The 19,834-nt window shown below is 50.4% G+C and carries 24 protein-coding genes and 1 tRNA gene; 5 read left to right on the top strand and 20 right to left on the bottom strand.

The window, feature by feature from the left end; genetic code table 11:
* The 5 genes from ACH5Y9_RS23475 to atpD all read right to left on the bottom strand — a co-directional run bounded on the left by ACH5Y9_RS23475 (position 1) and on the right by atpD (position 4,098).
* Positions 1-690, bottom strand: coding sequence for a F0F1 ATP synthase subunit A (locus ACH5Y9_RS23475; RefSeq protein WP_445367778.1), 690 nt, complete (start codon positions 688-690; stop codon positions 1-3).
* Positions 691-826: 136 nt separating this feature from the next.
* Entirely contained in the window at positions 827-1,906 is a 1,080-nt protein-coding gene (locus ACH5Y9_RS23470) for a lytic transglycosylase domain-containing protein (RefSeq protein WP_445367777.1), read from the bottom strand.
* A gap of 136 nt (positions 1,907-2,042) precedes the next feature.
* Positions 2,043-2,318 carry an AtpZ/AtpI family protein gene (locus ACH5Y9_RS23465; protein WP_033157702.1) on the bottom strand — a complete coding sequence of 92 codons (276 nt, stop codon included), beginning with the start codon at positions 2,316-2,318 and terminating at the stop codon, positions 2,043-2,045.
* Positions 2,315-2,731, bottom strand: a complete 417-nt coding sequence (locus ACH5Y9_RS23460; protein WP_445367776.1) for a F0F1 ATP synthase subunit epsilon — start codon at positions 2,729-2,731, stop codon at positions 2,315-2,317. Before ACH5Y9_RS23460 ends, ACH5Y9_RS23465 begins: the two co-directional genes overlap by 4 nt.
* On the bottom strand, positions 2,728-4,098 hold the full coding sequence (atpD, locus tag ACH5Y9_RS23455) for a F0F1 ATP synthase subunit beta (protein WP_445367775.1): 1,371 nt from the start codon (positions 4,096-4,098) through the stop codon (positions 2,728-2,730). The genes ACH5Y9_RS23460 and atpD overlap by 4 nt, the downstream gene beginning before the upstream one ends.
* A gap of 310 nt (positions 4,099-4,408) precedes the next feature.
* Here atpD and ACH5Y9_RS23450 point away from each other — a divergent pair, with 310 nt between their 5' ends.
* Complete coding sequence (locus tag ACH5Y9_RS23450; RefSeq protein ID WP_445369920.1) at positions 4,409-4,627, top strand: TraR/DksA C4-type zinc finger protein; 219 nt, start codon at positions 4,409-4,411, stop codon at positions 4,625-4,627.
* 99 nt (positions 4,628-4,726) lie between these two features.
* Here ACH5Y9_RS23450 and ACH5Y9_RS23445 read toward each other — a convergent pair whose 3' ends face one another.
* The 11 genes from ACH5Y9_RS23445 to rpsU form a co-directional block, all read right to left on the bottom strand.
* On the bottom strand, positions 4,727-5,032 hold the full coding sequence (locus ACH5Y9_RS23445) for a hypothetical protein (RefSeq protein ID WP_033157699.1): 306 nt from the start codon (positions 5,030-5,032) through the stop codon (positions 4,727-4,729).
* 101 nt (positions 5,033-5,133) lie between these two features.
* Entirely contained in the window at positions 5,134-6,030 is an 897-nt protein-coding gene (locus tag ACH5Y9_RS23440) for a lysostaphin resistance A-like protein (RefSeq protein ID WP_445367774.1), read from the bottom strand.
* A complete protein-coding gene (locus tag ACH5Y9_RS23435) occupies positions 6,027-6,755 on the bottom strand; it encodes a 16S rRNA (uracil(1498)-N(3))-methyltransferase (RefSeq protein WP_445367773.1) in 729 nt (242 codons plus the stop codon). Before ACH5Y9_RS23435 ends, ACH5Y9_RS23440 begins: the two co-directional genes overlap by 4 nt.
* Entirely contained in the window at positions 6,755-8,125 is a 1,371-nt protein-coding gene (locus ACH5Y9_RS23430; protein ID WP_445367772.1) for an adenosylmethionine--8-amino-7-oxononanoate transaminase, read from the bottom strand. Before ACH5Y9_RS23430 ends, ACH5Y9_RS23435 begins: the two co-directional genes overlap by 1 nt.
* A gap of 53 nt (positions 8,126-8,178) precedes the next feature.
* On the bottom strand, positions 8,179-9,471 hold the full coding sequence (gene ahcY / locus ACH5Y9_RS23425; protein ID WP_171697381.1) for an adenosylhomocysteinase: 1,293 nt from the start codon (positions 9,469-9,471) through the stop codon (positions 8,179-8,181).
* A gap of 19 nt (positions 9,472-9,490) precedes the next feature.
* Positions 9,491-10,651 (bottom strand): methionine adenosyltransferase, encoded by a 1,161-nt coding sequence (gene metK / locus ACH5Y9_RS23420; RefSeq protein ID WP_171697380.1) that lies wholly within the window; start codon positions 10,649-10,651, stop codon positions 9,491-9,493.
* A 68-nt stretch (positions 10,652-10,719) separates the two neighbouring features.
* Positions 10,720-10,796: transfer RNA gene (locus ACH5Y9_RS23415), tRNA-Ile, on the bottom strand.
* 33 nt (positions 10,797-10,829) lie between these two features.
* Positions 10,830-12,641 carry an RNA polymerase sigma factor RpoD gene (rpoD, locus tag ACH5Y9_RS23410; protein WP_445367771.1) on the bottom strand — a complete coding sequence of 604 codons (1,812 nt, stop codon included), beginning with the start codon at positions 12,639-12,641 and terminating at the stop codon, positions 10,830-10,832.
* 76 nt (positions 12,642-12,717) lie between these two features.
* Positions 12,718-14,457 carry a DNA primase gene (gene dnaG, locus ACH5Y9_RS23405; protein WP_445367770.1) on the bottom strand — a complete coding sequence of 580 codons (1,740 nt, stop codon included), beginning with the start codon at positions 14,455-14,457 and terminating at the stop codon, positions 12,718-12,720.
* Positions 14,458-14,472: 15 nt separating this feature from the next.
* Positions 14,473-14,922 carry a GatB/YqeY domain-containing protein gene (locus ACH5Y9_RS23400; protein WP_033157692.1) on the bottom strand — a complete coding sequence of 150 codons (450 nt, stop codon included), beginning with the start codon at positions 14,920-14,922 and terminating at the stop codon, positions 14,473-14,475.
* 8 nt (positions 14,923-14,930) lie between these two features.
* On the bottom strand, positions 14,931-15,164 hold the full coding sequence (gene rpsU, locus ACH5Y9_RS23395) for a 30S ribosomal protein S21 (protein ID WP_020483611.1): 234 nt from the start codon (positions 15,162-15,164) through the stop codon (positions 14,931-14,933).
* 104 nt (positions 15,165-15,268) lie between these two features.
* On the opposite strand from rpsU, the gene tsaD reads away from it, so the two are divergent.
* Complete coding sequence (gene tsaD, locus ACH5Y9_RS23390) at positions 15,269-16,279, top strand: tRNA (adenosine(37)-N6)-threonylcarbamoyltransferase complex transferase subunit TsaD (protein ID WP_445367769.1); 1,011 nt, start codon at positions 15,269-15,271, stop codon at positions 16,277-16,279.
* Here tsaD and plsY read toward each other — a convergent pair whose 3' ends face one another.
* Complete coding sequence (plsY, locus tag ACH5Y9_RS23385; RefSeq protein ID WP_445367768.1) at positions 16,280-16,852, bottom strand: glycerol-3-phosphate 1-O-acyltransferase PlsY; 573 nt, start codon at positions 16,850-16,852, stop codon at positions 16,280-16,282. It abuts the gene before it with no gap.
* An 89-nt stretch (positions 16,853-16,941) separates the two neighbouring features.
* Between plsY and folB the strand changes: the two genes are divergently transcribed.
* Both folB and folK read left to right on the top strand, forming a co-directional pair.
* Positions 16,942-17,295 (top strand): dihydroneopterin aldolase, encoded by a 354-nt coding sequence (folB, locus tag ACH5Y9_RS23380; protein WP_033157689.1) that lies wholly within the window; start codon positions 16,942-16,944, stop codon positions 17,293-17,295.
* A gap of 2 nt (positions 17,296-17,297) precedes the next feature.
* Positions 17,298-17,780, top strand: coding sequence for a 2-amino-4-hydroxy-6-hydroxymethyldihydropteridine diphosphokinase (folK, locus tag ACH5Y9_RS23375; protein ID WP_033157688.1), 483 nt, complete (start codon positions 17,298-17,300; stop codon positions 17,778-17,780).
* 13 nt (positions 17,781-17,793) lie between these two features.
* Here the strand turns inward: folK and ACH5Y9_RS23370 are convergent, their stop codons facing one another.
* Both ACH5Y9_RS23370 and ACH5Y9_RS23365 read right to left on the bottom strand, forming a co-directional pair.
* On the bottom strand, positions 17,794-18,525 hold the full coding sequence (locus tag ACH5Y9_RS23370) for a pteridine reductase (protein WP_445367767.1): 732 nt from the start codon (positions 18,523-18,525) through the stop codon (positions 17,794-17,796).
* Complete coding sequence (locus ACH5Y9_RS23365) at positions 18,526-18,813, bottom strand: hypothetical protein (RefSeq protein ID WP_445367766.1); 288 nt, start codon at positions 18,811-18,813, stop codon at positions 18,526-18,528.
* A 175-nt stretch (positions 18,814-18,988) separates the two neighbouring features.
* On the opposite strand from ACH5Y9_RS23365, the gene ACH5Y9_RS23360 reads away from it, so the two are divergent.
* On the top strand, positions 18,989-19,402 hold the full coding sequence (locus ACH5Y9_RS23360; protein WP_445367765.1) for a hypothetical protein: 414 nt from the start codon (positions 18,989-18,991) through the stop codon (positions 19,400-19,402).
* A 38-nt stretch (positions 19,403-19,440) separates the two neighbouring features.
* On the opposite strand, the gene ACH5Y9_RS23355 is transcribed toward ACH5Y9_RS23360, so the two are convergent.
* The gene (locus ACH5Y9_RS23355; RefSeq protein WP_253734768.1) at positions 19,441-19,767 is read right to left on the bottom strand and encodes a DUF2782 domain-containing protein; all 327 of its coding nucleotides are present in this window, start codon (positions 19,765-19,767) and stop codon (positions 19,441-19,443) included.
* Between the last annotated feature and the right edge of the window lie 67 nt (positions 19,768-19,834).

The raw sequence follows: 19,834 nt of genomic DNA, 5'->3' as shown, positions 1-19,834 counted from the left end.
CTATTCCTCGGGAATGGCGGATGTATCGGATTCGCCAGGTTCCAACGCACCGGCAATGTAAATCAGCGCCAGCATACCAAAGATATAGGCCTGCACCACTGCTTCGATGACATGCAGCATCAATAACGGCACCGGCACCAGAAAGCCGGCAATCAACAATACCAGCAAGGCCGCCATTTCCAGACTCATGATGTTGCCGAATAGGCGGATGGCTAAAGCCAGGGTGCGGGTAAATTCGCTGATGATGTGAAACGGCAGCAGGATGATGCTGGGCTCAACATAATGGCGAAAATGCTGGCGCCAGCCGCGATCACGGATCCCGAACCAGTGAGTAGACCCGAACACCAGTACCGCCAAGGCGGCGGTGGCGGACAAGTCGCGGGTGGGCGCGTGGAGTTCCGGAATTAAACCCACCAGATTAGCCACCAACACAAACAGCCACAAGCTGGCCACGAACGGCAGCACCCGCCGTACCGATGCTGCCGGTAATACTTCGGCAATTGCACCTTCTATGGCCACGACTACCGCTTCGAGTAAGTTATGCAATGGGGATGACTGGCTACTGAAGCGCAGCGACAAGATTAACACCATAAAAACCAGCATCACGCCCCAGGTAGTCACGACCGTGTTACTGATCGCCAGTGGGCCGAGTTGAAAAACAGTGGTGGCAACAGATTCTGAGTTGTTCATGTCCGCACCTAGAATTAAACAAACAGAACAGCAATGTAGGTTTGGCAGAGCACAGCGAAGCCCAACAAAATATAAATGTTGGGCTTCATGCGTTCAGCCTAGTCCACCCTTTACGACAGCCTCGCTGGACGCTGATTTATTCGACAGCCAAGTATTGACCGGGAGCCAACGGACTTTCGTAGCGGACGCCTTCCCGGAAAAACTGCTCAGGGTTGGAAGCAATTTCGCGGGCGGCCAGGAATTGCGCATAGTAGTTACGGGAGGCGAAACCGAAGGCCGGACCGTCATAAGTGTCCACGATGCGCACGAAGTCGCTGCCGACTTGGTTTTGCGCACGCTTCATCCCGCCGATGCCGTGGTTGTATGAAGTCACAGCCGCCGGCCAGTCACCGAGTTTGCCGTAAGCGTACGACAGGTAACGGGCGGCGCCGTTGGCGGACACGAAAGGATCATAACGTTGATCGACGCGATCACCGCCGGGCATGAAGGTTTTGGCGGCAGCCTTGGTAAATTGCCACATACCGACCGCGCCGGCGGAGGATTTGGCGGACGGTTGAAACGAGGACTCTACGTGCGGCAGATAAGCCAAGTCCTCAGGCAAGCCGGCATCGCGGAAGGTTTTTCTAAACTGCAAATCATAGCGACCGCTGATCTCCAAGCCGCGTTTAAAACGCTCGCGAGTACCGCGTTGCGAACGCAATCTGTCGCTAATCCCAGGCAATACGCTATTGAGCGATCTGCCGTTACTTTCCAGCTTGGCGATCAATTGCCGGTCGTTGGCATTCAACGCCGCGCCATAACGCACTTTACTCTCCAATTCCGCCAATTGTGCTTTCCAATACTCGCGGCGCTGGCTGATCATGTCTTTTTGTTCAGTTGTCAGGCCTTCCGCGACATAGCCCGGTAAGGTCATCACTTCGTAGACGACATCCAAATAACGGTCGTCATGAAACGCCACTTCGGAACGCTGCCAGACCGCATAGGTTTTTCGCCAGAAATCCACGGCCGGCTCCAACGCTGCCGGTTTTGGGAACGTCCCCGTATAAAATGCTGGTTTATACGGCGTCGGTTGCGGTTGATAAGACGGTCGCTGTTGGACGATATTCGGCCTTACCGACGCCATTTTCTCTCGCTTTACCGGCGAACTGCTGGTGCAAGCATTTAATAAAAATAAGGCTAATAAGGGAAGAGCTAAACGCAGCAAGGGTGGTTTCATTTTAGTCTGGTTATTGAGTGCAACGTTGATCGATGTAAAGTTTGCTACGCCGAAGAGCCGTAAAATATTCCTCGTGTATTTTCAATAAATAATAGCGCTCATTTCGAATTTTCGTGAAGAATAAATCCGAAAAAAATCAGCTTTTTTCCTGCAAAAATCGAAAAACATTATAAGCGCCAACCCCAATACCCAACACGATCAAACTGACAGTCCAGCGCACCGAATAACCGGTAGCCAATGTATCCAACCACCGCCCCAAATACGCACCGGCGACGATAGGCACTACAAACAGTAAACCCAGGGTGCCGCCATAAAACAGCATGCCAACCCAAGTCGCCGGGCGGCGGGTTTTATCTTCCAAGCGACGCAGATCGCGACGAGTGTGTTCGATTAATTTGTTGCGAAAACTCATGGCACTATTCCCGCTGATCCGCGACTACTCAATTCGGCTAGGCGCCGCACCAAAGAATGTTCAATTTCCGACAACGTCGCCCGCGCGGTATGTACTTCTGAATCGGCCTGGGCCATTTCCGCGGCGAGTCGTTCGCAGATGCTATCGCGGTCTTTGCCGAGAAAATAGCGCACCGTCGTCACAGTCAGTTGATTGTCGGCAAAACGCAGCACACCGCTGGGCAAGGCCAAATAATGCCAGACATCGGATTGATCGCAGAAACGGGCCAGCCCGTATCTCAGCAAAGCCACGCAGTGAATATGCCCCGCCAAAATCCCGAAACTGCCGTCGGCATCGGCGCCGATAAACTGGGTGACGGTATCGAAATGCTCGGCGCCACGACTATCCAACAAAGTTAACGTAAAACTGCTCATGCCGACATTGCGCCTTTCATATAGCAATCGGCTTCGCTGAGCTGGTCATATTGGCCGTCCATGAATGCTTCGCAGTCGGCAATAGTTTGCGCCAGCGGCACGCGCACGCCCGGCATGCCGGTATGGTCGGCAACGGTGTTAAACGGTTGAGTCAGATAGCGTTGCAAGCGGCGCGCCCGTTCGACGATACGGCGATCCTCTTGCGAGAGCTCTTCGATACCGAGCATAGCGATAATATCTTCTAATTCTCGATAGCGCGACAAATGCTCGCGGACCGCACGCGCCACCTGGTAGTGCCGGTCGCCCAGGATATGGTGATCCATGATCCGGCTGCTGGATCGCAACGGATCTATGGCCGGATATATTCCTTTGGCGGCCTGTTGCCGCGATAAGATGACCACGCTATCCAGATGCCCAAGGATGGTCGCCACTGCCGGATCAGACATGTCATCGGCCGGCACATACACAGCCTGCACCGAGGTGATGGAGCCGGATTTGGTGGAGACGATACGTTCTTCCAGCGACGCAACTTCGGTCAGTAGAGTCGGTTGATAGCCGACCGTGGCGGGCATCCGCCCCAGCAAACCGGAAATTTCGCTACCGGCCTGGACGAAGCGAAAAATATTGTCCATCAAAAACAACACTTCGGTATCCAGCGTGTCGCGCAAATATTCAGCATACGCCAAAGCGGTGTAACCGACATGAAAACGCACCCCGGGCGATTCGTCCATTTGCCCGTAGACCAGTAGTGCTTTAGGTAATACGCCGGCATCAGCCATTTCATGCCAGAGTTCGTGGCCTTCACGCATGCGTTCGCCAACGCCCGCATAAACCGATACACCTTGCATCGCCACGCTCACCGCGTGCATGAACTCCATCATCAAAACGGTCTTGCCGACACCAGCACCGCCAAACAAGCCGGTTTTACCGCCACGCACGAACGGGCAAAGCAGGTCGATGACTTTGATGCCGGTTTCCAAGATTTGCGAAGCCGGCAGCGTATCGGACAGCAAGGGCGGAGCGGAGAGAATATTGCGGAAATTAATGTTAGGTAAGGGCTGGCCTCCATCAAGCGGATCGCCGAACACATTGAGCATGCGCCCCAAACAACTGGGATCGACCGGCACATTTAAAGCGTCGCCACGATCAAACACCGGCATGCCGCGAAATAAGCCCGAAACCGAATGCAAAGCAATTGCCCGAATCAGCGTAGACTCCAGATGCTGAAACACGACCAGCACATAGCGACCGCCACCGTTCACAACATCAAGCGCCTGACCGATTGGCGGCAGATATTCGCAACGCACATCGACCACCGGCCCCTGCGCGGCCTCAATCCGGCCCACCTGCTTCATCTCATCTGTCATAGCAGCTTGCTCCGACGCATAATCCCCCCTAAAGCACTTGGAGTAGCATATTTTTAAAATTCTTGCGCCCCACAGCGAAAAAAGCTTGCTACGGAATCGTCAGTGCTTGGATAATCGCATTAGATATTTCGCATATTTGCACTATGTCGCAAGCACCGATTAGCGCCGGTACACGGGGTTAGTTCAGGAACTTTGGACTTTATCACATTGCCCTAACAACGGAGTGTTGAAAAATGCCGGCGTTCCAACAGAAGGCAAGAAATATTCCGTTTATCCTCAGCAGCGATTTTTACGGGAAAGAGGGGGAAACATGAAACCAAAGGCAACGCAGTTAAGCTTTTGCTCAAGGTGCGGGGATGAAATTCCGCCAGACGAATTGCAATTTCTGCCAAATGCTTCGCTATGCGCTTTTTGCTACAACACGCAGCTGGAATATCGGGATATCCATCACTCAGGCGTTAAAATATCCAAAACCGTCTTAACCTTAGTGCCGCAAACCCCAAAGACTCAAGACAGCAACGCCGCCTAACCGCTTCAATCCGGTAGCAAAACGCTGGTAGCCACCGGACTTAAACCCCTATCATCGCTAAACTTTATAAAAAGCATCCTGTAACGGTATACGGGTTGCCTACTGTTTTATGTTTTTATAACCTTCTTCACTTTCACGCATGATTTTTTGGCCTTCCTCAACCAGATTGCGGCCTTCGTCAATCTTTATCTGACCCTCACGTTGCATCACTTGTCCGCGTTCGACCATTTGCTTACCTTCCTGCCAACGGCTACCCAACTGCGCAATGCCCTGACTATCCCGCAACATTTGTTCACCGGACAGAATTTTGTCCGCCTGCTTGGTCGGGGCGGCTGGCTCGCTAGCACAACCGGCGACCAGTAAAGTTAACAGAAGAACGGAAGTATTCGGTCTGACTCTGCGCATAAATATGTCCTCTTATGATGCACTGGAAATGATGGAGAGAAATATTGCAAAACACCATGGTATCTGGCAATCATTTTTTCAAGTTGGTATGGCGTTTTGATCTAATTGCCGCGTGCGGCTTTAGCTGGCCACTGGGTCCATACCCCATAAACAATTAGTGCGAATACCAACCAGCTACTAACCAAAGGGCCCACCACGCCGTCGTAATAGGTGTTGACCAGAAACAGTGAATCCGCTTGCAAATTAACGTTGAACAAATCTCTGCTCACTTTAATCTGCCAGACCCACGCGGCGTGACAACCGATACATAGACCCAGGCTTTGCGGCACCCGACTTCTGAGAATTGCTAAAAACACACCAACCACAAATAAAGCCAGCAAGGCGCTGATTATCTGCGGATTCAACCAATTGGCAAAAGCTTCGGCGATTAATTTTAAACCACTGCCCGGCGTTAAATCGGCGTAAACCAGTTGCGACTTACTTTTCAAAAAATGTAGCGCCGCATAATAGATTGAGCTAATTGTCACGGCTGCCATCATTGACATTTTCCGGCCTAAAGCCCCCAGCAGCAGGCCGCGAAATAGCATTTCTTCGCCGACCGCAATCAGCATCGCAAAAAACAAACCCAATCCGATTTTTTCAGCTATTTTGCCCACCGTCCAATGCCGGGTATCGTCCCAGATATGAACATCCAGCCAATACAGCGTCAACAGCACCGGCAGCAAGGTCAATAAGCCCAAGGCCAGACCTTGGCGCATTTGTTTGAAAAATATCGCTTTGGGCGCAAATCCCAAATCCGCCCAACTGAATTGCAGATAGTTCTTTAACGGAAAAATACTCAGCAGCAACAGCACCAAGGTAATTTTGCTGATAACTTTTGCCAACGGCAAAATATCGCCGGCAAGCCACAGCAAACCGAAACCCAGCAGGCTCGCAGTCGTGGCGGCAATGACCAATATAAGCAACGGCAGCAACGCATAGACAATCCAGCGGATCAACGAAAATCTCCCCATAAGGTTTGCACAGCGGTCAATGCCGATAACACCGCAGTCTCGGTACGCAAGATCCGGGCACCCATCCGCACCGGAACGAATCCTGCCGCCTTGGCAGCTTGTCGTTCTTGCTCACTAAATCCGCCTTCCGGTCCGGAGAGCAAGGTAACACAGGGATTTTCCAGCTTTAGGTCCGCCAGGGATTGCTCGGCATAGGGATCGAGAAACACTCTTAAGCCTTGCTGGCTGGCAACCCAATCAGCTAAATTCGTTATCTCGCCAATTGGCGGACAATAAGTTCTTCCGGATTGTTCGGCCGCGTGCTGGACAATATGCTGCCAATGCTGCAAGCGTTGCTGTTTTTTATCGTCGTTGAATTTGATCACGCAACGCTCCGTTACCAGGGGCGTTAAGCGCGTGACACCCAGTTCAACGGCTTTTTGTACCGCCCAGTCCATCCGGTCGCCGCGAGAAATACCCAAACCCAGATTGATCGCCAACGATGATTCGACATTGCGCTCAACAAATTGCTCGATTTCTACCCGCACGGTCTTACGGCTGACCTCAGAGAAACGACCCAGATATTCTCCGCCGTGACCGTTAAACAGCACGATGTTTTGATCCTGCTTTAAGCGCAGCACACTGCGCACGTAATGGGCCGCATCGTCATCCAATTCGACACGTCCGCCCACATTGAGCGACTCAGCAACATATAAGCGCGACACTCGCATTAGTCCTGCACCGCCAGTTGGATGCCCTGCCAGGCCACGTCTGCCATCAGTTGTATCTCCTGCTCGTTGATCACATAAGGCGGCATAAAATAAATCACATTCCCCAAGGGCCGCAGCAACACGCCCCGACTCAAAGCATAGCGATAAACGGCCAAACCGCGTCGCTGCTGCCACGGGTAGGCCTCGCGTGTATGCTTATTTTTAACCAATTCGATAGCGACGATCATGCCGGTTTGCCGTACTTCGGCGACGTTGGGATGCTCCTTAAATCGCGCTACGGCTTTAGTCATTAGCCCAGCCAAATACCGATTGTTGGCAATCACATTTTGCTGCTCAAATATCCCCAGCGTCGCCAAGGCCGCCCGGCAGCCCAATGCGTTGCCGGTGTAGCTATGCGAGTGTAAAAAGGCAGTGAGATTCTGGTAGTCGTCGTAAAAAGCTTTATAGACCTGATTGCTGGTCAACACGGCGGACAAGGGTAAATAGCCGCCGGTCAGCCCTTTGGATAGGCAGATAAAATCCGGACTGATGGCCGCTTGTTCGCAGGCAAATAAGGCGCCGGTACGGCCAAAGCCCACGGCAATTTCGTCGGCGATCAAATGTACTTGGTATTTGTCGCACGCTTCACGTAGTAATTTTAGGTACACCGGATGATACATGCGCATACTGCCGGCGCATTGCACCAAAGGCTCGATAATTACCGCGCAAACTTCATCAGCGTGTCGCGCCAAGGCTTGCTCCATGGCCGCGAAACGGCGGATGGAATAGGCCTCCCAACTTTCGCCGTTTTCGCGATAGTAACAATCGGGGCCAGCTACCGTGATCACATCCATCAACAATGGCGCGTAGGTTTCCTTGTATAAAGCCACGTTGCCAACCGCCAATGCCCCCAGGGTTTCGCCGTGATAGCTGTTTTCCAGCGTGATGAATTTAGTTTTTTGAGTTTGTCCGAGATTGCGCCAATAATGAAAACTCATCTTTAACGCAATTTCGACCGCCGATGAACCGTTATCCGCGTAGAAGCACTTATCCAAACCCGGCGGCGTAATTTCCACCAACTTTTCCGCCAGTGTTAACGCCGCCTCATGGGTAAATCCGCCGAGGATGACATGCTCAAGCGTCTCAAGCTGATCACGAAGCGCTTGATTGATAATGGGATTGGCGTGACCGAATAGATTGACCCACCAGGAACTGATTGCGTCCAGATAGCGATTACCGTCGAAATCTTCCAGCCAGACGCCTTGGCCCGATTTAATCGGAATCAACGGCAACGCATCCGGCGCAGATGCCCGAGCATCGTGGTCTTTCATCTGACTACACGGGTGCCAGAGCACGGCAAGATCGCGCTGAGCGATAGTTTGATTATTCATAGCTTGCATAAAAAAGGGGCTTGCGCCCCTTTCCGGTTAGATTGATCTAAGCCTTAATAACGATAATGATCCGGTTTGTAAGGACCTTCCACCGGTACATTAATATACGCCGCCTGTTCTTTCGTCAATTCGGTCAGCTTGACGCCGATTTGCGCCAAATGCGAACGCGCGACTTTCTCATCAAGTTTCTTCGGCAATACGTAAACTTTGTTTTCATAGCTGGATGCGTTGGTCCAAAGCTCGATCTGCGCCAATACTTGGTTACAAAACGAGTTGGACATAACGAAGCTAGGATGGCCGGTGGCGCAGCCCAAATTCACCAGACGACCTTCTGCCAACACGATAATGCGCTTGCCGTCAGGGAAAATGACATGATCGACCTGCGGCTTGATGTTTTCCCAGGTGTAGTGGCGTAAGGACGCAATATCGATTTCCGAATCGAAATGGCCAATATTGCAGACGATAGCCTGATCACGCATCGCTTTCATGTGATCGTGAGTAATGACCCCGACGTTGCCCGTAGCCGTAACAAAGATGTTGGCAATAGGCGCCGCTTCGTCCATTGTTACTACACGATAACCTTCCATTGCTGCCTGCAATGCGCAGATTGGGTCGATTTCCGTAATCAGAACAGTGGCGCCCAAACCGCGTAGGGATTGCGCGCAACCTTTACCTACATCGCCATAACCGCAGACCACGGCAATTTTGCCGGCTACCATTACGTCGGTGGCACGTTTGATACCGTCGACCAAAGACTCGCGGCAACCGTAAAGGTTATCGAATTTGGATTTGGTGACCGAATCGTTAACGTTAAACGCCGGTACTTTCAGAGTGCCTTTCGCCACCATTTCGGTCAGACGCAACACACCAGTGGTGGTTTCTTCGGACAAGCCTTTCACATCCGCCATCAATTCGGGGAAGTTATTGTGCATCATGGTGGTCAGGTCCCCGCCATCGTCCAGAATCATATTCGGACGCCAACCGTCAGGGCCAAGAATGGTTTGTTCGATACACCATTCCGCTTCCGCCTCGGTCTCGCCTTTCCAGGCAAAAACAGGGATTCCGGCAGCAGCTATCGCAGCCGCTGCATGATCCTGAGTGGAGAAAATATTGCAGGAGGACCAGCGGACTTCCGCACCCAATGCCGTCAGGGTTTCTATCAATACCGCAGTTTGAATGGTCATATGCAAACAACCGGCGATACGCGCGCCCTTCAGTGGCTGTTGCGAGCCGAACTCGGCGCGCAAAGCCATCAAACCTGGCATTTCGGTTTCGGCGATATTAATTTCTTTACGACCCCATTCAGCTAGGGCTAAATCGGCAACTTTGTAATCGGCTTGGCTCATAATGTTTTCCTGATCCGGATTAAATGCCCGCAGCATCTTTCAATGCTTCGGCTTTGTCGGTTTTTTCCCAGCTGAAGCTGGCTTCGTTACGACCAAAATGGCCGTAAGAGGCAGTTGGACGATAAATCGGTTTTAATAAATCCAATTGGGCAATCAAGCCTTTCGGCCGCAAATCGAAGTGCTCGCGCACGATTTGCACCAAGCGTTCTTCTTCGATTTTGCCAGTACCGAAGGTTTCGATGCTGATGGAAGTAGGCTCAGCGACGCCGATCGCGTAGGAGACCTGAATTTCGCAACGCTCTGCCAAGCCGGCGGCAACGATATTTTTTGCCACATAGCGCCCCATATAGGCCGCGGATCTATCCACTTTTGACGGATCTTTACCGGAAAACGCGCCGCCACCATGGCGAGCCATGCCACCGTAGGTATCGACGATGATTTTACGGCCGGTCAAGCCGCAGTCGCCCACGGGACCGCCGATGATGAACTGGCCGGTAGGATTGATGAAATACTTAGTATCTTTGTGCAGCCACTCTTTCGGCAAGGTCGGCAGGATGATTTCATCCATTACCGCTTCTTCCAGTTGTTTGCCACCTATTTCCGGGGAATGCTGGGTAGATAGAACGACGGCATCAATGGCGACCGGCTTGTTGTTTTCGTAACGGAAAGTCACCTGGCTTTTTGCATCCGGACGCAGCCATGTCAGGGTTTTATTCTTCCGCACCAAGGCTTGTCTCTCAACCAAACGATGCGCGTAGGTAATAGGGGCCGGCATTAACACGTCGGTTTCGTTGCTGGCATATCCAAACATTAAACCTTGGTCGCCGGCACCTTGTTCGTGGTTTTCCGATTCATCAACACCCATCGCGATGTCGGCTGACTGTTTACCGATGGCGTTCAATACTGCGCAGCTATTACCGTCAAAGCCGATTTCGCCGTTGTCGTAACCAATCTCGCAAACTACTTTTCTGACCAACTCTTCGGTATCCACCCAAGCATTGGTGGTAATTTCGCCGGCCAAAACCACCATACCGGTCTTGACCAGTGTTTCGCAGGCTACCCTGGAACGAGGGTCTTGAGCCAGCAAGGCATCAACGACAGCATCTGAAATTTGGTCAGCAACTTTGTCCGGATGACCTTCCGAAACAGACTCTGAGGTAAAAAGGTAGTTTTTATTCACGGTTACACCCTCGCCAAAATTAAAACTTGCGCGTATAAAAAAAGGCCGCGCAAACGGCCTGTTATCTGTGGTGGGCCCTGTAGGACTTGAACCTACGACCTGCCGATTATGAGTCGGAAGCTCTAACCAACTGAGCTAAGGGCCCTTAATTATCTAGCTTAAGAACACTGAAAACGCCTTACTCGCCATCAAGAAAACATCTTAACTGCTCTGATCTGGAAGGATGCCTTAGTTTCCGCAGCGCTTTTGCTTCGATCTGACGAATCCGCTCACGGGTCACGTCAAACTGTTTGCCAACCTCTTCCAGTGTATGGTCGGTATTCATGTTGATACCGAAACGCATCCGGAGCACCTTGGCCTCTCTAGCTGTTAAGCCCGCCAATACATTTTGAGTGGACTCGCGAAGGCCGGCGATTGTAGCAGACTCTACCGGCGAAAGCATCTTGGAATCTTCAATAAAATCACCCAAATGCGAATCTTCGTCGTCACCAATCGGTGTTTCCATTGAAATCGGCTCTTTGGCAATCTTCAACACTTTGCGAATTTTGTCCTCGGGCATTTCCATACGCTCAGCCAATTCTTCCGGTGTAGCCTCGCGACCCAGCTCCTGCAAAATCTGTCTGGAGACGCGATTCAGCTTGTTAATGGTTTCGATCATGTGTACCGGAATACGAATAGTTCTGGCCTGATCAGCGATGGAACGGGTAATCGCCTGACGGATCCACCATGTTGCGTAGGTAGAAAATTTGTAACCGCGTCGATATTCAAATTTATCGACAGCCTTCATCAGACCAATATTGCCTTCCTGAATCAAATCCAGAAACTGCAAGCCGCGATTGGTGTATTTTTTGGCAATAGAAATAACCAAGCGCAAATTGGCTTCGATCATTTCCTTTTTAGCGCGCCTGGCTTTAGCTTCCCCTAAGGAGATGCTACGACAAATACTTTTCAGAACAGCAATGCTCAAACCGTAGCGAGACTCGATATCGGCCAATCGCTGTTGTGCCGCCCTAATATTCTCACGGTGACTACTGAAAACCTCAGAAAAATTAGGCCTTGCAGCGATAAATTGATCCAACCACTCAAGGTTAGCCTCATTCTCGGCAAACGCGTTGATAAAGTCTTTACGCGGCATTTTTGCTTTCTTGACGCAAACATCCAGTATTAAACGCTCTTCTTCGCGAATAGCTGAAATCAACTCTTCAGAAATGGATACCATTTTTTTCAAATACTGCGGCGTCCATTTAAACTCACAAAATATTTCGTCTATCGCATCAAACAGTTTTTCGGTTTTATCATGGCCGTAACCATGTTTTTTAACTGAGGTCGTCGCGGCTTTTAAAGCTTTTCTGAGCAACTCGACTTTTTGCTTAACCTCTTCGTAATCAACGGTTTTGCTCTCTTCTTCAGCATCCTCAGCAGGCTCTTCAATCTCGATACCGCTGACGTCAATATCCTCAACCTCAGTGAGATCGACAAAACCCAACACCAAATCGTTGAGTCGTACGCCGGAGTCTTCAACCTGAACGGAATCAAATGCTTCGATAAAAGTCTCGACAATAAACCCGGATCGGGCAATGGCCCCCACTACTTGGCGTTGCCCTTCCTCAATCCGTTTCGCAATTTTTAATTCTTCCTCGCGAGTCAATAACTCAACCGAACCCATTTCACGCATATATAAGCGCACGGGATCGGTGGTTCGGCCGAACTCGCTATCGACAGACGCCAAGGCTGCGACTTCAGCCACTTCCTCGTCGTCATCTGCAGTAACGACGGCATCTGAGGTTATCAGCGAGTCATCGTCATCCGGCGCCACCTCATAAACCTGAATCCCCATATCATTGATCATGCCGATAATATCGTCGATTTGCTCGGGATCGATAATATCGCTAGGCAAATGGTCGTTGACTTCCGCATAAGTCAAATAACCCTGCGCCTTGCCTTTTGCTATCAGTTGTTTCAGTTGGGATTGCTGTTGTTCTTGATTCATTCTTTACTCACAATACGTTTTCAGCACCAAGCGCCGCAGAACAGGAAATTATAACGGCAAAAATTAATGCGGTCACCTAGGCCTTATCCCTTAAAAGCTTCCGCAGCATCTCTTTTTCTTCAATCATTAAGCCTTCTCGACCCTCCTTTTCGATCAATCGGGTTAGCATAGCTTCCTTGGCCTGTTTACAAAGCTGTCGCAACGCACCGCAAAACTCGGACTCTTCCCCGCCCACCGGTACATCGAGATCTAAACTAGCTAAAGCTTTTACAGCTTTTTCCTGGGATGTTCCTCGGAAAGACTCCAACAAGATGGCGCTATTTTCTGGCTTTTCAAGGGCAATCCGTTGCAACACCTCTCTTAATAACTCCACTCCGGCAAAACTCAAATCATCGAGAATAACTCCCTCACGCTCAATCAAGCTTGCAAAATGCGGGTGTTGAAGCAACAACCCTAATACCTTGCGAGCCAAACTGATTCTTGGCGAGGGAATAACTTTTTTGCCGACATTAAATTTAGCCTTAAGTCTAGACTGATTTTCGACAACATCCACGGCAACTCTGGAGCCCGACAACTTCTGCAATCGGTCAAACATCATTTCCCTAAAAAACCCGGCAGGAACTTTTTCCAGCAAAGGCTTTGCTGTCGCTAGCAACTGAGACCGCCCCTCAACGGTTGTCAATTCCAATTGCCCGACAATATTCTCGAAAAAGTAATCAGACAAGACCTGCGCATTAGCAATTCGTTCCATAAATGCGGATGAATTTTCAGAACGCAACAGAGAATCCGGATCTTGACCCTGTGGCAATAGCATTATTTTGATTTGCCTGCCATCACGCAAACAAGGCAAAGCAGCATCGGCAGCCTTCCAGGCCGCCTGCCTGCCGGCATTGTCACCATCGAAACAGAACACCAATTCAGAGGTAAATCGGAACAATAAATCGATTTGCGCTTTGGAAGTTGCAGTACCCAGCGCAGCGACCGCATTGGAAATACCAAACTGAGCCAGGGCAATCACATCCATATAACCCTCTACCACCAGTATCCGACCAGGCTTGCTATTCTTTTCTAAAAGCTCACAAAGCCCATAAAGCTCCTTACTTTTAGAAAAAACCGCAGTCTCCGGCGAATTCAGGTATTTGGGCAAAGCATCATCCAATACTCGACCACCAAACCCCACCACTCGCTTCCGTTTATCCCTGATCGGAAACATCAATCTACCGCGAAAGCGGTCGTAAACCTTGCCATCATCCCTGACCACCAGCATACCAGCCTCGATCAAATCCGCTTGATCGAAACGCGCCAACAGGGCGTCCCACTTATTTGGCGCATACCCCAGAGAAAAATCCCGCGCCACCTCACCACTGACACCCCGGGCTTTCAAATAATCTACAGCGATCCTACCCTCGGCATTTCCGCGCAATTGCTCGGCGTAAAACCCAGCAACTCCCGCCAACACCTCGTAAATGTGCGACACAGTTTTTTTATCCGGCCGCCCAGATTCGCCATCGATCAACTCCCTAGGCACATCCACGCCGGCAAAGGCTGCCAAATCCTCGACCGCCTCAACAAAACCCAGATGGTTAAATTCCATCAAAAAGCCGATTGCATTACCGCTGGCTCCGCAACCGAAGCAATGATAGATCTGCCGACCGCGATTGACTGAAAAGCTGGGAGTTTTTTCGGTATGGAACGGGCAGCGCGCCGTAAAATTGCTGCCGGACTTTTTAAGAGGGACGCGCGAATCGATTAGATCGACAATATCGACCCGCACCAAAAGATCATCTATGAACTGACGAGGTATCCTGCCGGACATCTTACCGACAAGATATTAAGCGATAAAACAGGCCTTGATTCTCGCACTGACATTCGCCATGTCAGCTCTACCTTGCATTTGCGGCTTAAGCAAAGCCATCACACCACCCATGTCCTTTACCGATGTGGCGCCCACTTTAGCGATAGCGTCGGCGACCATGCCATCGATTTCAGCATCACTGAGCGGTTGTGGTAGAAAATCTTGAATAACCAGCACTTCAGCTTCCTCGATTTCGGCCAAATCGTTGCGACTAGCGTCTCGGAACTGCTTGATGGACTCGCGCCGCTGCTTCAGCATTTTATCGAGCACAAGGATGATTCGCTCATCACTTAGCTCGATACGCTCGTCGACTTCAACCTGCTTGATAGCAGCCAAAATCATACGGATTACACCCAGCCTGCCTTTTTCGCCGCCTTTCATCGCGGCTTTCATATCGTCCGTGATACGCTTTTTTAACGCATCCATTGTCTGCCTTAAATTTGTGGACGACCGCGACGCAGATTTTTCAGCGCATAGCGTTCACGAGCCAGCTTTTTCAAATGACGCTTAACTGCCGCAGCACCTTTGCGTTTACGCTCGGTGGTTGGCTTCTCATAAAACTCGCGGCGGCGCACTTCAGCCAATACACCGGCTTTTTCGCACGCACGTTTGAAGCGACGAATCGCGATGTCAAAATGTTCGTTCTCTTTAACTTTAACTGATGGCATTATCAATAATCCGATTTATGTTAGTATCTTTTGACGCTATCGGCGATAGCAAGCCCGCCGAAAACGGCCGATTATACTCATAAAATTCTTTTATTCAAAAACTAATGTACGTTTTAGGCATAGAAAGCTCTTGCGACGAAACGGCAGTCGCCGTGTACCATGCTAGCAAGGGCTTAATTGCCCACACCTTATACAGCCAAATTGCCACGCACGCCGAGTATGGCGGCGTCGTTCCTGAACTAGCCTCAAGAGACCATATCCGCAAACTGGTTCCGCTAATCAAAGCGCTATTGAAAGAAGCCGAATTAACAGCCAATGACATTGAAGGCATTGCTTATACCGCAGGCCCCGGCTTGATGGGGTCATTATTGGTTGGGGCCGCCACCGCCCAAAGCCTGGCCTGGACTTGGCAAATACCCGCTATCGCCGTGCACCATATGGAAGGACATTTATTGGCGCCGATGCTGGAAGATAATCCGCCCGCCTACCCTTTCGTCGCATTACTCATTTCAGGCGGCCATACCCTGCTTATTGAAGTCCACGCGATTGGCGAATACCGCTTACTCGGAGAATCGCTGGACGATGCCGCGGGCGAAGCTTTCGACAAAACTGCAAAGTTGTTAGGCCTGGACTATCCCGGCGGCCCCAAATTGGCTGAGTTAGCGCGCGATGGTCAAAATCGCTTCAAATTCCCCCGACCGATGACCGACAGACCAGGGTTGGAATTTAGTTTTAGCGGCCTGAAAACCTTCACAATGAACGCGCTGCATGCCACCGAGCAATCCGAGCAGGACAAAGCGGATATCGCTTTCGCATTTCAACAAGCCGTCGCGGAAACATTAAGCATCAAATGCAAACGGGCTTTACAACAGACGCAGTTGAAAACATTGATCGTAGCCGGCGGCGTGAGCGCCAACCACGAGATTCGGAAACAATTACAACAGATGGCCGCCAAGGAAGGGGCCGAAATACGCTTTCCCCGACCAGAATTTTGCACCGATAACGGGGCGATGATTGCCTATGCAGGATGCCAGCGCTTAATGGCGGGGCAAACCCAAAACCTGGAAATTTTCGCCCGGCCGCGCTGGCCGATGGGGCAGCTAATCAGCCTTTGATCAAGACTCTTGCCCAGCCAATAAGCGCTGAATATTGCTTTTATGCCGCCACAGCAAAATCAGAGAAATAGTGGTAAAGGTAGTGGTCAATTTGACATCGCCAACAATCAGCCAAACATACAGAGGCGTTAATGTTGCCGCCACCAAAGCAGCTAACGACGAAATTTTGCCTATTTTGTAAACAACAAACCAGGTGGCAGCCACCACCAAACCCAACAACCAAGCGACACCGAGTGTCACGCCCAGCGATGTTGCCACACCTTTGCCACCTTTAAATTCAAAAAAAATCGGATAAAGGTGCCCCAAAAAAGCGGCAAACACGACCAAGGAAAGAACCATACTATCGACCGCCAACGCCTTCGCCAACAACACCGGTAATAGCCCTTTCAAAGCGTCACCGAGCAAAGTAATCGCCGCAGCCTTTTTACCGCCGATACGCATAACATTGGTTGCCCCCGGATTACCGGAACCGTTTTCCCGAGGATCCGCCAAGCCCATCATCTTACAGACGATAATCGCACTAGACACCGAGCCAGTTAAGTAAGCCAAAGGCACCAACAACCAATCCATCATTTAATCAACCTCTCGTCAATACTTGTACAGCGGCGCTATTTACTCGATACTGCCGCCTCTTCAAGAAATATAATAACCGGAAAGCAACGATGGACATCATCTTTTTAGGCGGGCTTGAAATCGATACTGTGATAGGTATTTACGAATGGGAAAGGAAGATTAAACAAAAAATCATCCTGGACATTGAAATGGGCTTTGACATCCAAAAAGCCGCCGCCAGCGACGATATTGCCCACACACTGGACTATAAAGCCGTTTCGGATCGCGTTGTCAGCTTTGTCGAGCACAGCGAATTTTATTTAGTGGAAAAGCTGATAGAAGAAATTGCCGGCATTTTACGCAGCGAATTTGCGATTCCCTGGGTAAAAATCACCCTAAACAAGAAAGGCGCGATTAGCCGCGCTCGCGACGTCGGCATCATCATCGAACGCGGCGAAAGATAGTCATGCCTACCGGATATATCAGCATCGGCAGCAATATAGATAAGGAAATTCACATTCCAGCCAGCCTGCTCACGCTACGCGAATTGTTCGGAGAGCTGACCATTTCCAGTATCTTCGAAAGCGAGCCGGTTGGCTTTGTCGGCGACAGCTTTCATAACCTCGTCGTGCAATTCGAATCGGCATTATCCGCGAAAGAAGTCGCCAAATTGCTGAAGCAAATCGAACTGGACCACGGCCGTAGCAGGGAAAGTCAAAAATTCTCGGCCCGAACTCTGGATTTGGACTTGATTTTATACGGCGACCAAATCATCAGTGACGGTAGACTGCAAATTCCGCGCGATGAAATAGAACATTATGCCTTCGTACTGGAGCCTTTAGCGGAAATTGCGCCAAACGCCACTCACCCGATAAGCAAGCGTTGTTACAAAGATCTGTGGCACGATTTCGACAAACACGATTTACGCCAAACCAAACTCGAGAAATAACACCCTGTAAACTTCAGCGAAACAGTGTCCGTCCTCCATCTACCGTCAATACTTGACCGGTAATATAATCGGCGCTGCCAACCAAAAACCTTACTGCTTTGGCAATATCGTCTGCTTCGCCGCGACGCTGCAAGGCCACTTTTTTTAAGATTTCCACCCGCTCCGCTTCATCTACATCTTGCTCCGGCCATAAAATAGCGCCCGGAGCCACCGCGTTAACGCGGACCTCCGGCGCCATTTCCCTGGCCAATATCCGCGTCATTGCCACCAAACCGGCTTTAGCCATGCTGTAAACCGGAAAGCCCGGCAAACCTGTCTCGGCGTGAATATCGGCGATATTGACTACACAGCCGTGTTTAACTTTTAGTGACGACCACAACGCTTGTGTCAAAAAAAACGGCGCTTTCAGATTACTAGCCATGACCAAATCCCAGTCCTGTTCCGTGACTTGCCCAAAGGGTACGGATTGAAACAAGGACGCGTTATTCACCAAAACATCGACACCATCCCACTGAGCTACTGCATTTTCGGCCAACTTCTGGACGCCGCTGAACACCGATAAATCGCCGCTTAATACCCTTGCCGATTCGGCTCTCACGGCATTCAACTCGGCAGCTAAACGTAAAGCGTCTGCATCGGAGCGGTTGTAATGCAAAATCACATTACAACCCTCACCGTGCAGTAAGCGGGCACACGCCGCACCGATGCGTCTTGCCGCACCGGTTATCAGCACATTTTTGGGCATTTATTGCCCAGCGGCCGGCAAACTGGCGATCAATTTCTTTCTAATCAGATAGCAAGCTGCCAATGCGACGAATACGGGTAATTGGGTAAGCAAAAACTCAGGCACCGAATGCTGGGTTACCATACCCGCCAAAGGCACCACGATCAGCATTTTAGATAACCACCAAGTCAGCCAATACCCTATCAGACCGATCACAGACCAATTAATTAACGGGCCGCCATGATTTTTCGCCGCCATATAAAACCAAACCAAGGTCAAAATACCGCATAACTTAGCCAGAAATAACATCTTCTCCCCCATTTTATTGTTGTTAATATGCAAACCAAACCGTAACGCAATGTAAACCAATCCCGGCAGAAAGATCAAATCAATACCGTCAGACCATTTATAGCTTGCGCTTCAAACTTGCAGGCTTAAAACATATAATCGCAGCCATCCTAAAACAAGAACATGAGGAACACCCATGCACGCACGTCTTTTTGCCATCGTATTGCTGACTATCGGTTTCGGCAATTCTGCTTGGTCGCAATCCACACCCAGCCATGGCGGTCACGGCGGAACCAGCGGCGGCGCAGAGGGCAGCGGGTGCATCAACGCTAAAATTAGCCGCTACACGCCGGAACATTTAGCCACAGTCAAACCGGGTTCGGAGTTTTCATTTGCGGTTTCCGGCAGCAATGGGCCGGGCCACATTCATGTCAGCATTAAACAGCAACCTGTCGCGGTTCAAATTGAAGACAAGGACACGTTCTATTTGGTGAAAGGTAAACTGTCTGACGACCTTAAAAACACGGTCGTCAGAATCTCGGTGAAAGCCAAAGCAAAAGTCAGTAAATGCGATGCGGACGGCGGCTGGCTGCTAAAAATTGCCGAGTAATCTCAGGGCGTCGTATTGGGAGGATACATTCAATAAGCTCAATTAAAATCCCATTCAAACAAAGTCCACTTGTTGATATTGGTGTTTTCGTCCAAATCATTTTTTTTTACATCCATCTGCTCGTCGCCGTTGGTATCCAGCATGTAGTAAGCAGGGCCAACCTGGGGCTGAATTTTCACCATGTATAGCTTGCCGTTGCGGCGAAACTCCTGAATAGTATCTTTGCCTTTACGAATAATGGTAATGTCGGGCTCCATCTCTTCCCCTGACTGCACCGGAGCCGGTAAATCAGGCGGTTCCGGAACTGGCGCCAATTCGTTGGCATCAGGGCCTGCGGCAAAAGCAACGATCGGCAAAAACAACATCAAGCTAAAACCCAATAAACGAGACATCAAGATCCCTGCAAAAAATTTGAATGTGGGTAGTCATGAT

It is taken from the genome of Methylomonas sp. BW4-1 (assembly GCF_052474385.1).
Note: the sequence above shows the minus strand (reverse complement) of the source record. Positions and strands in the feature narration are given on the sequence as shown.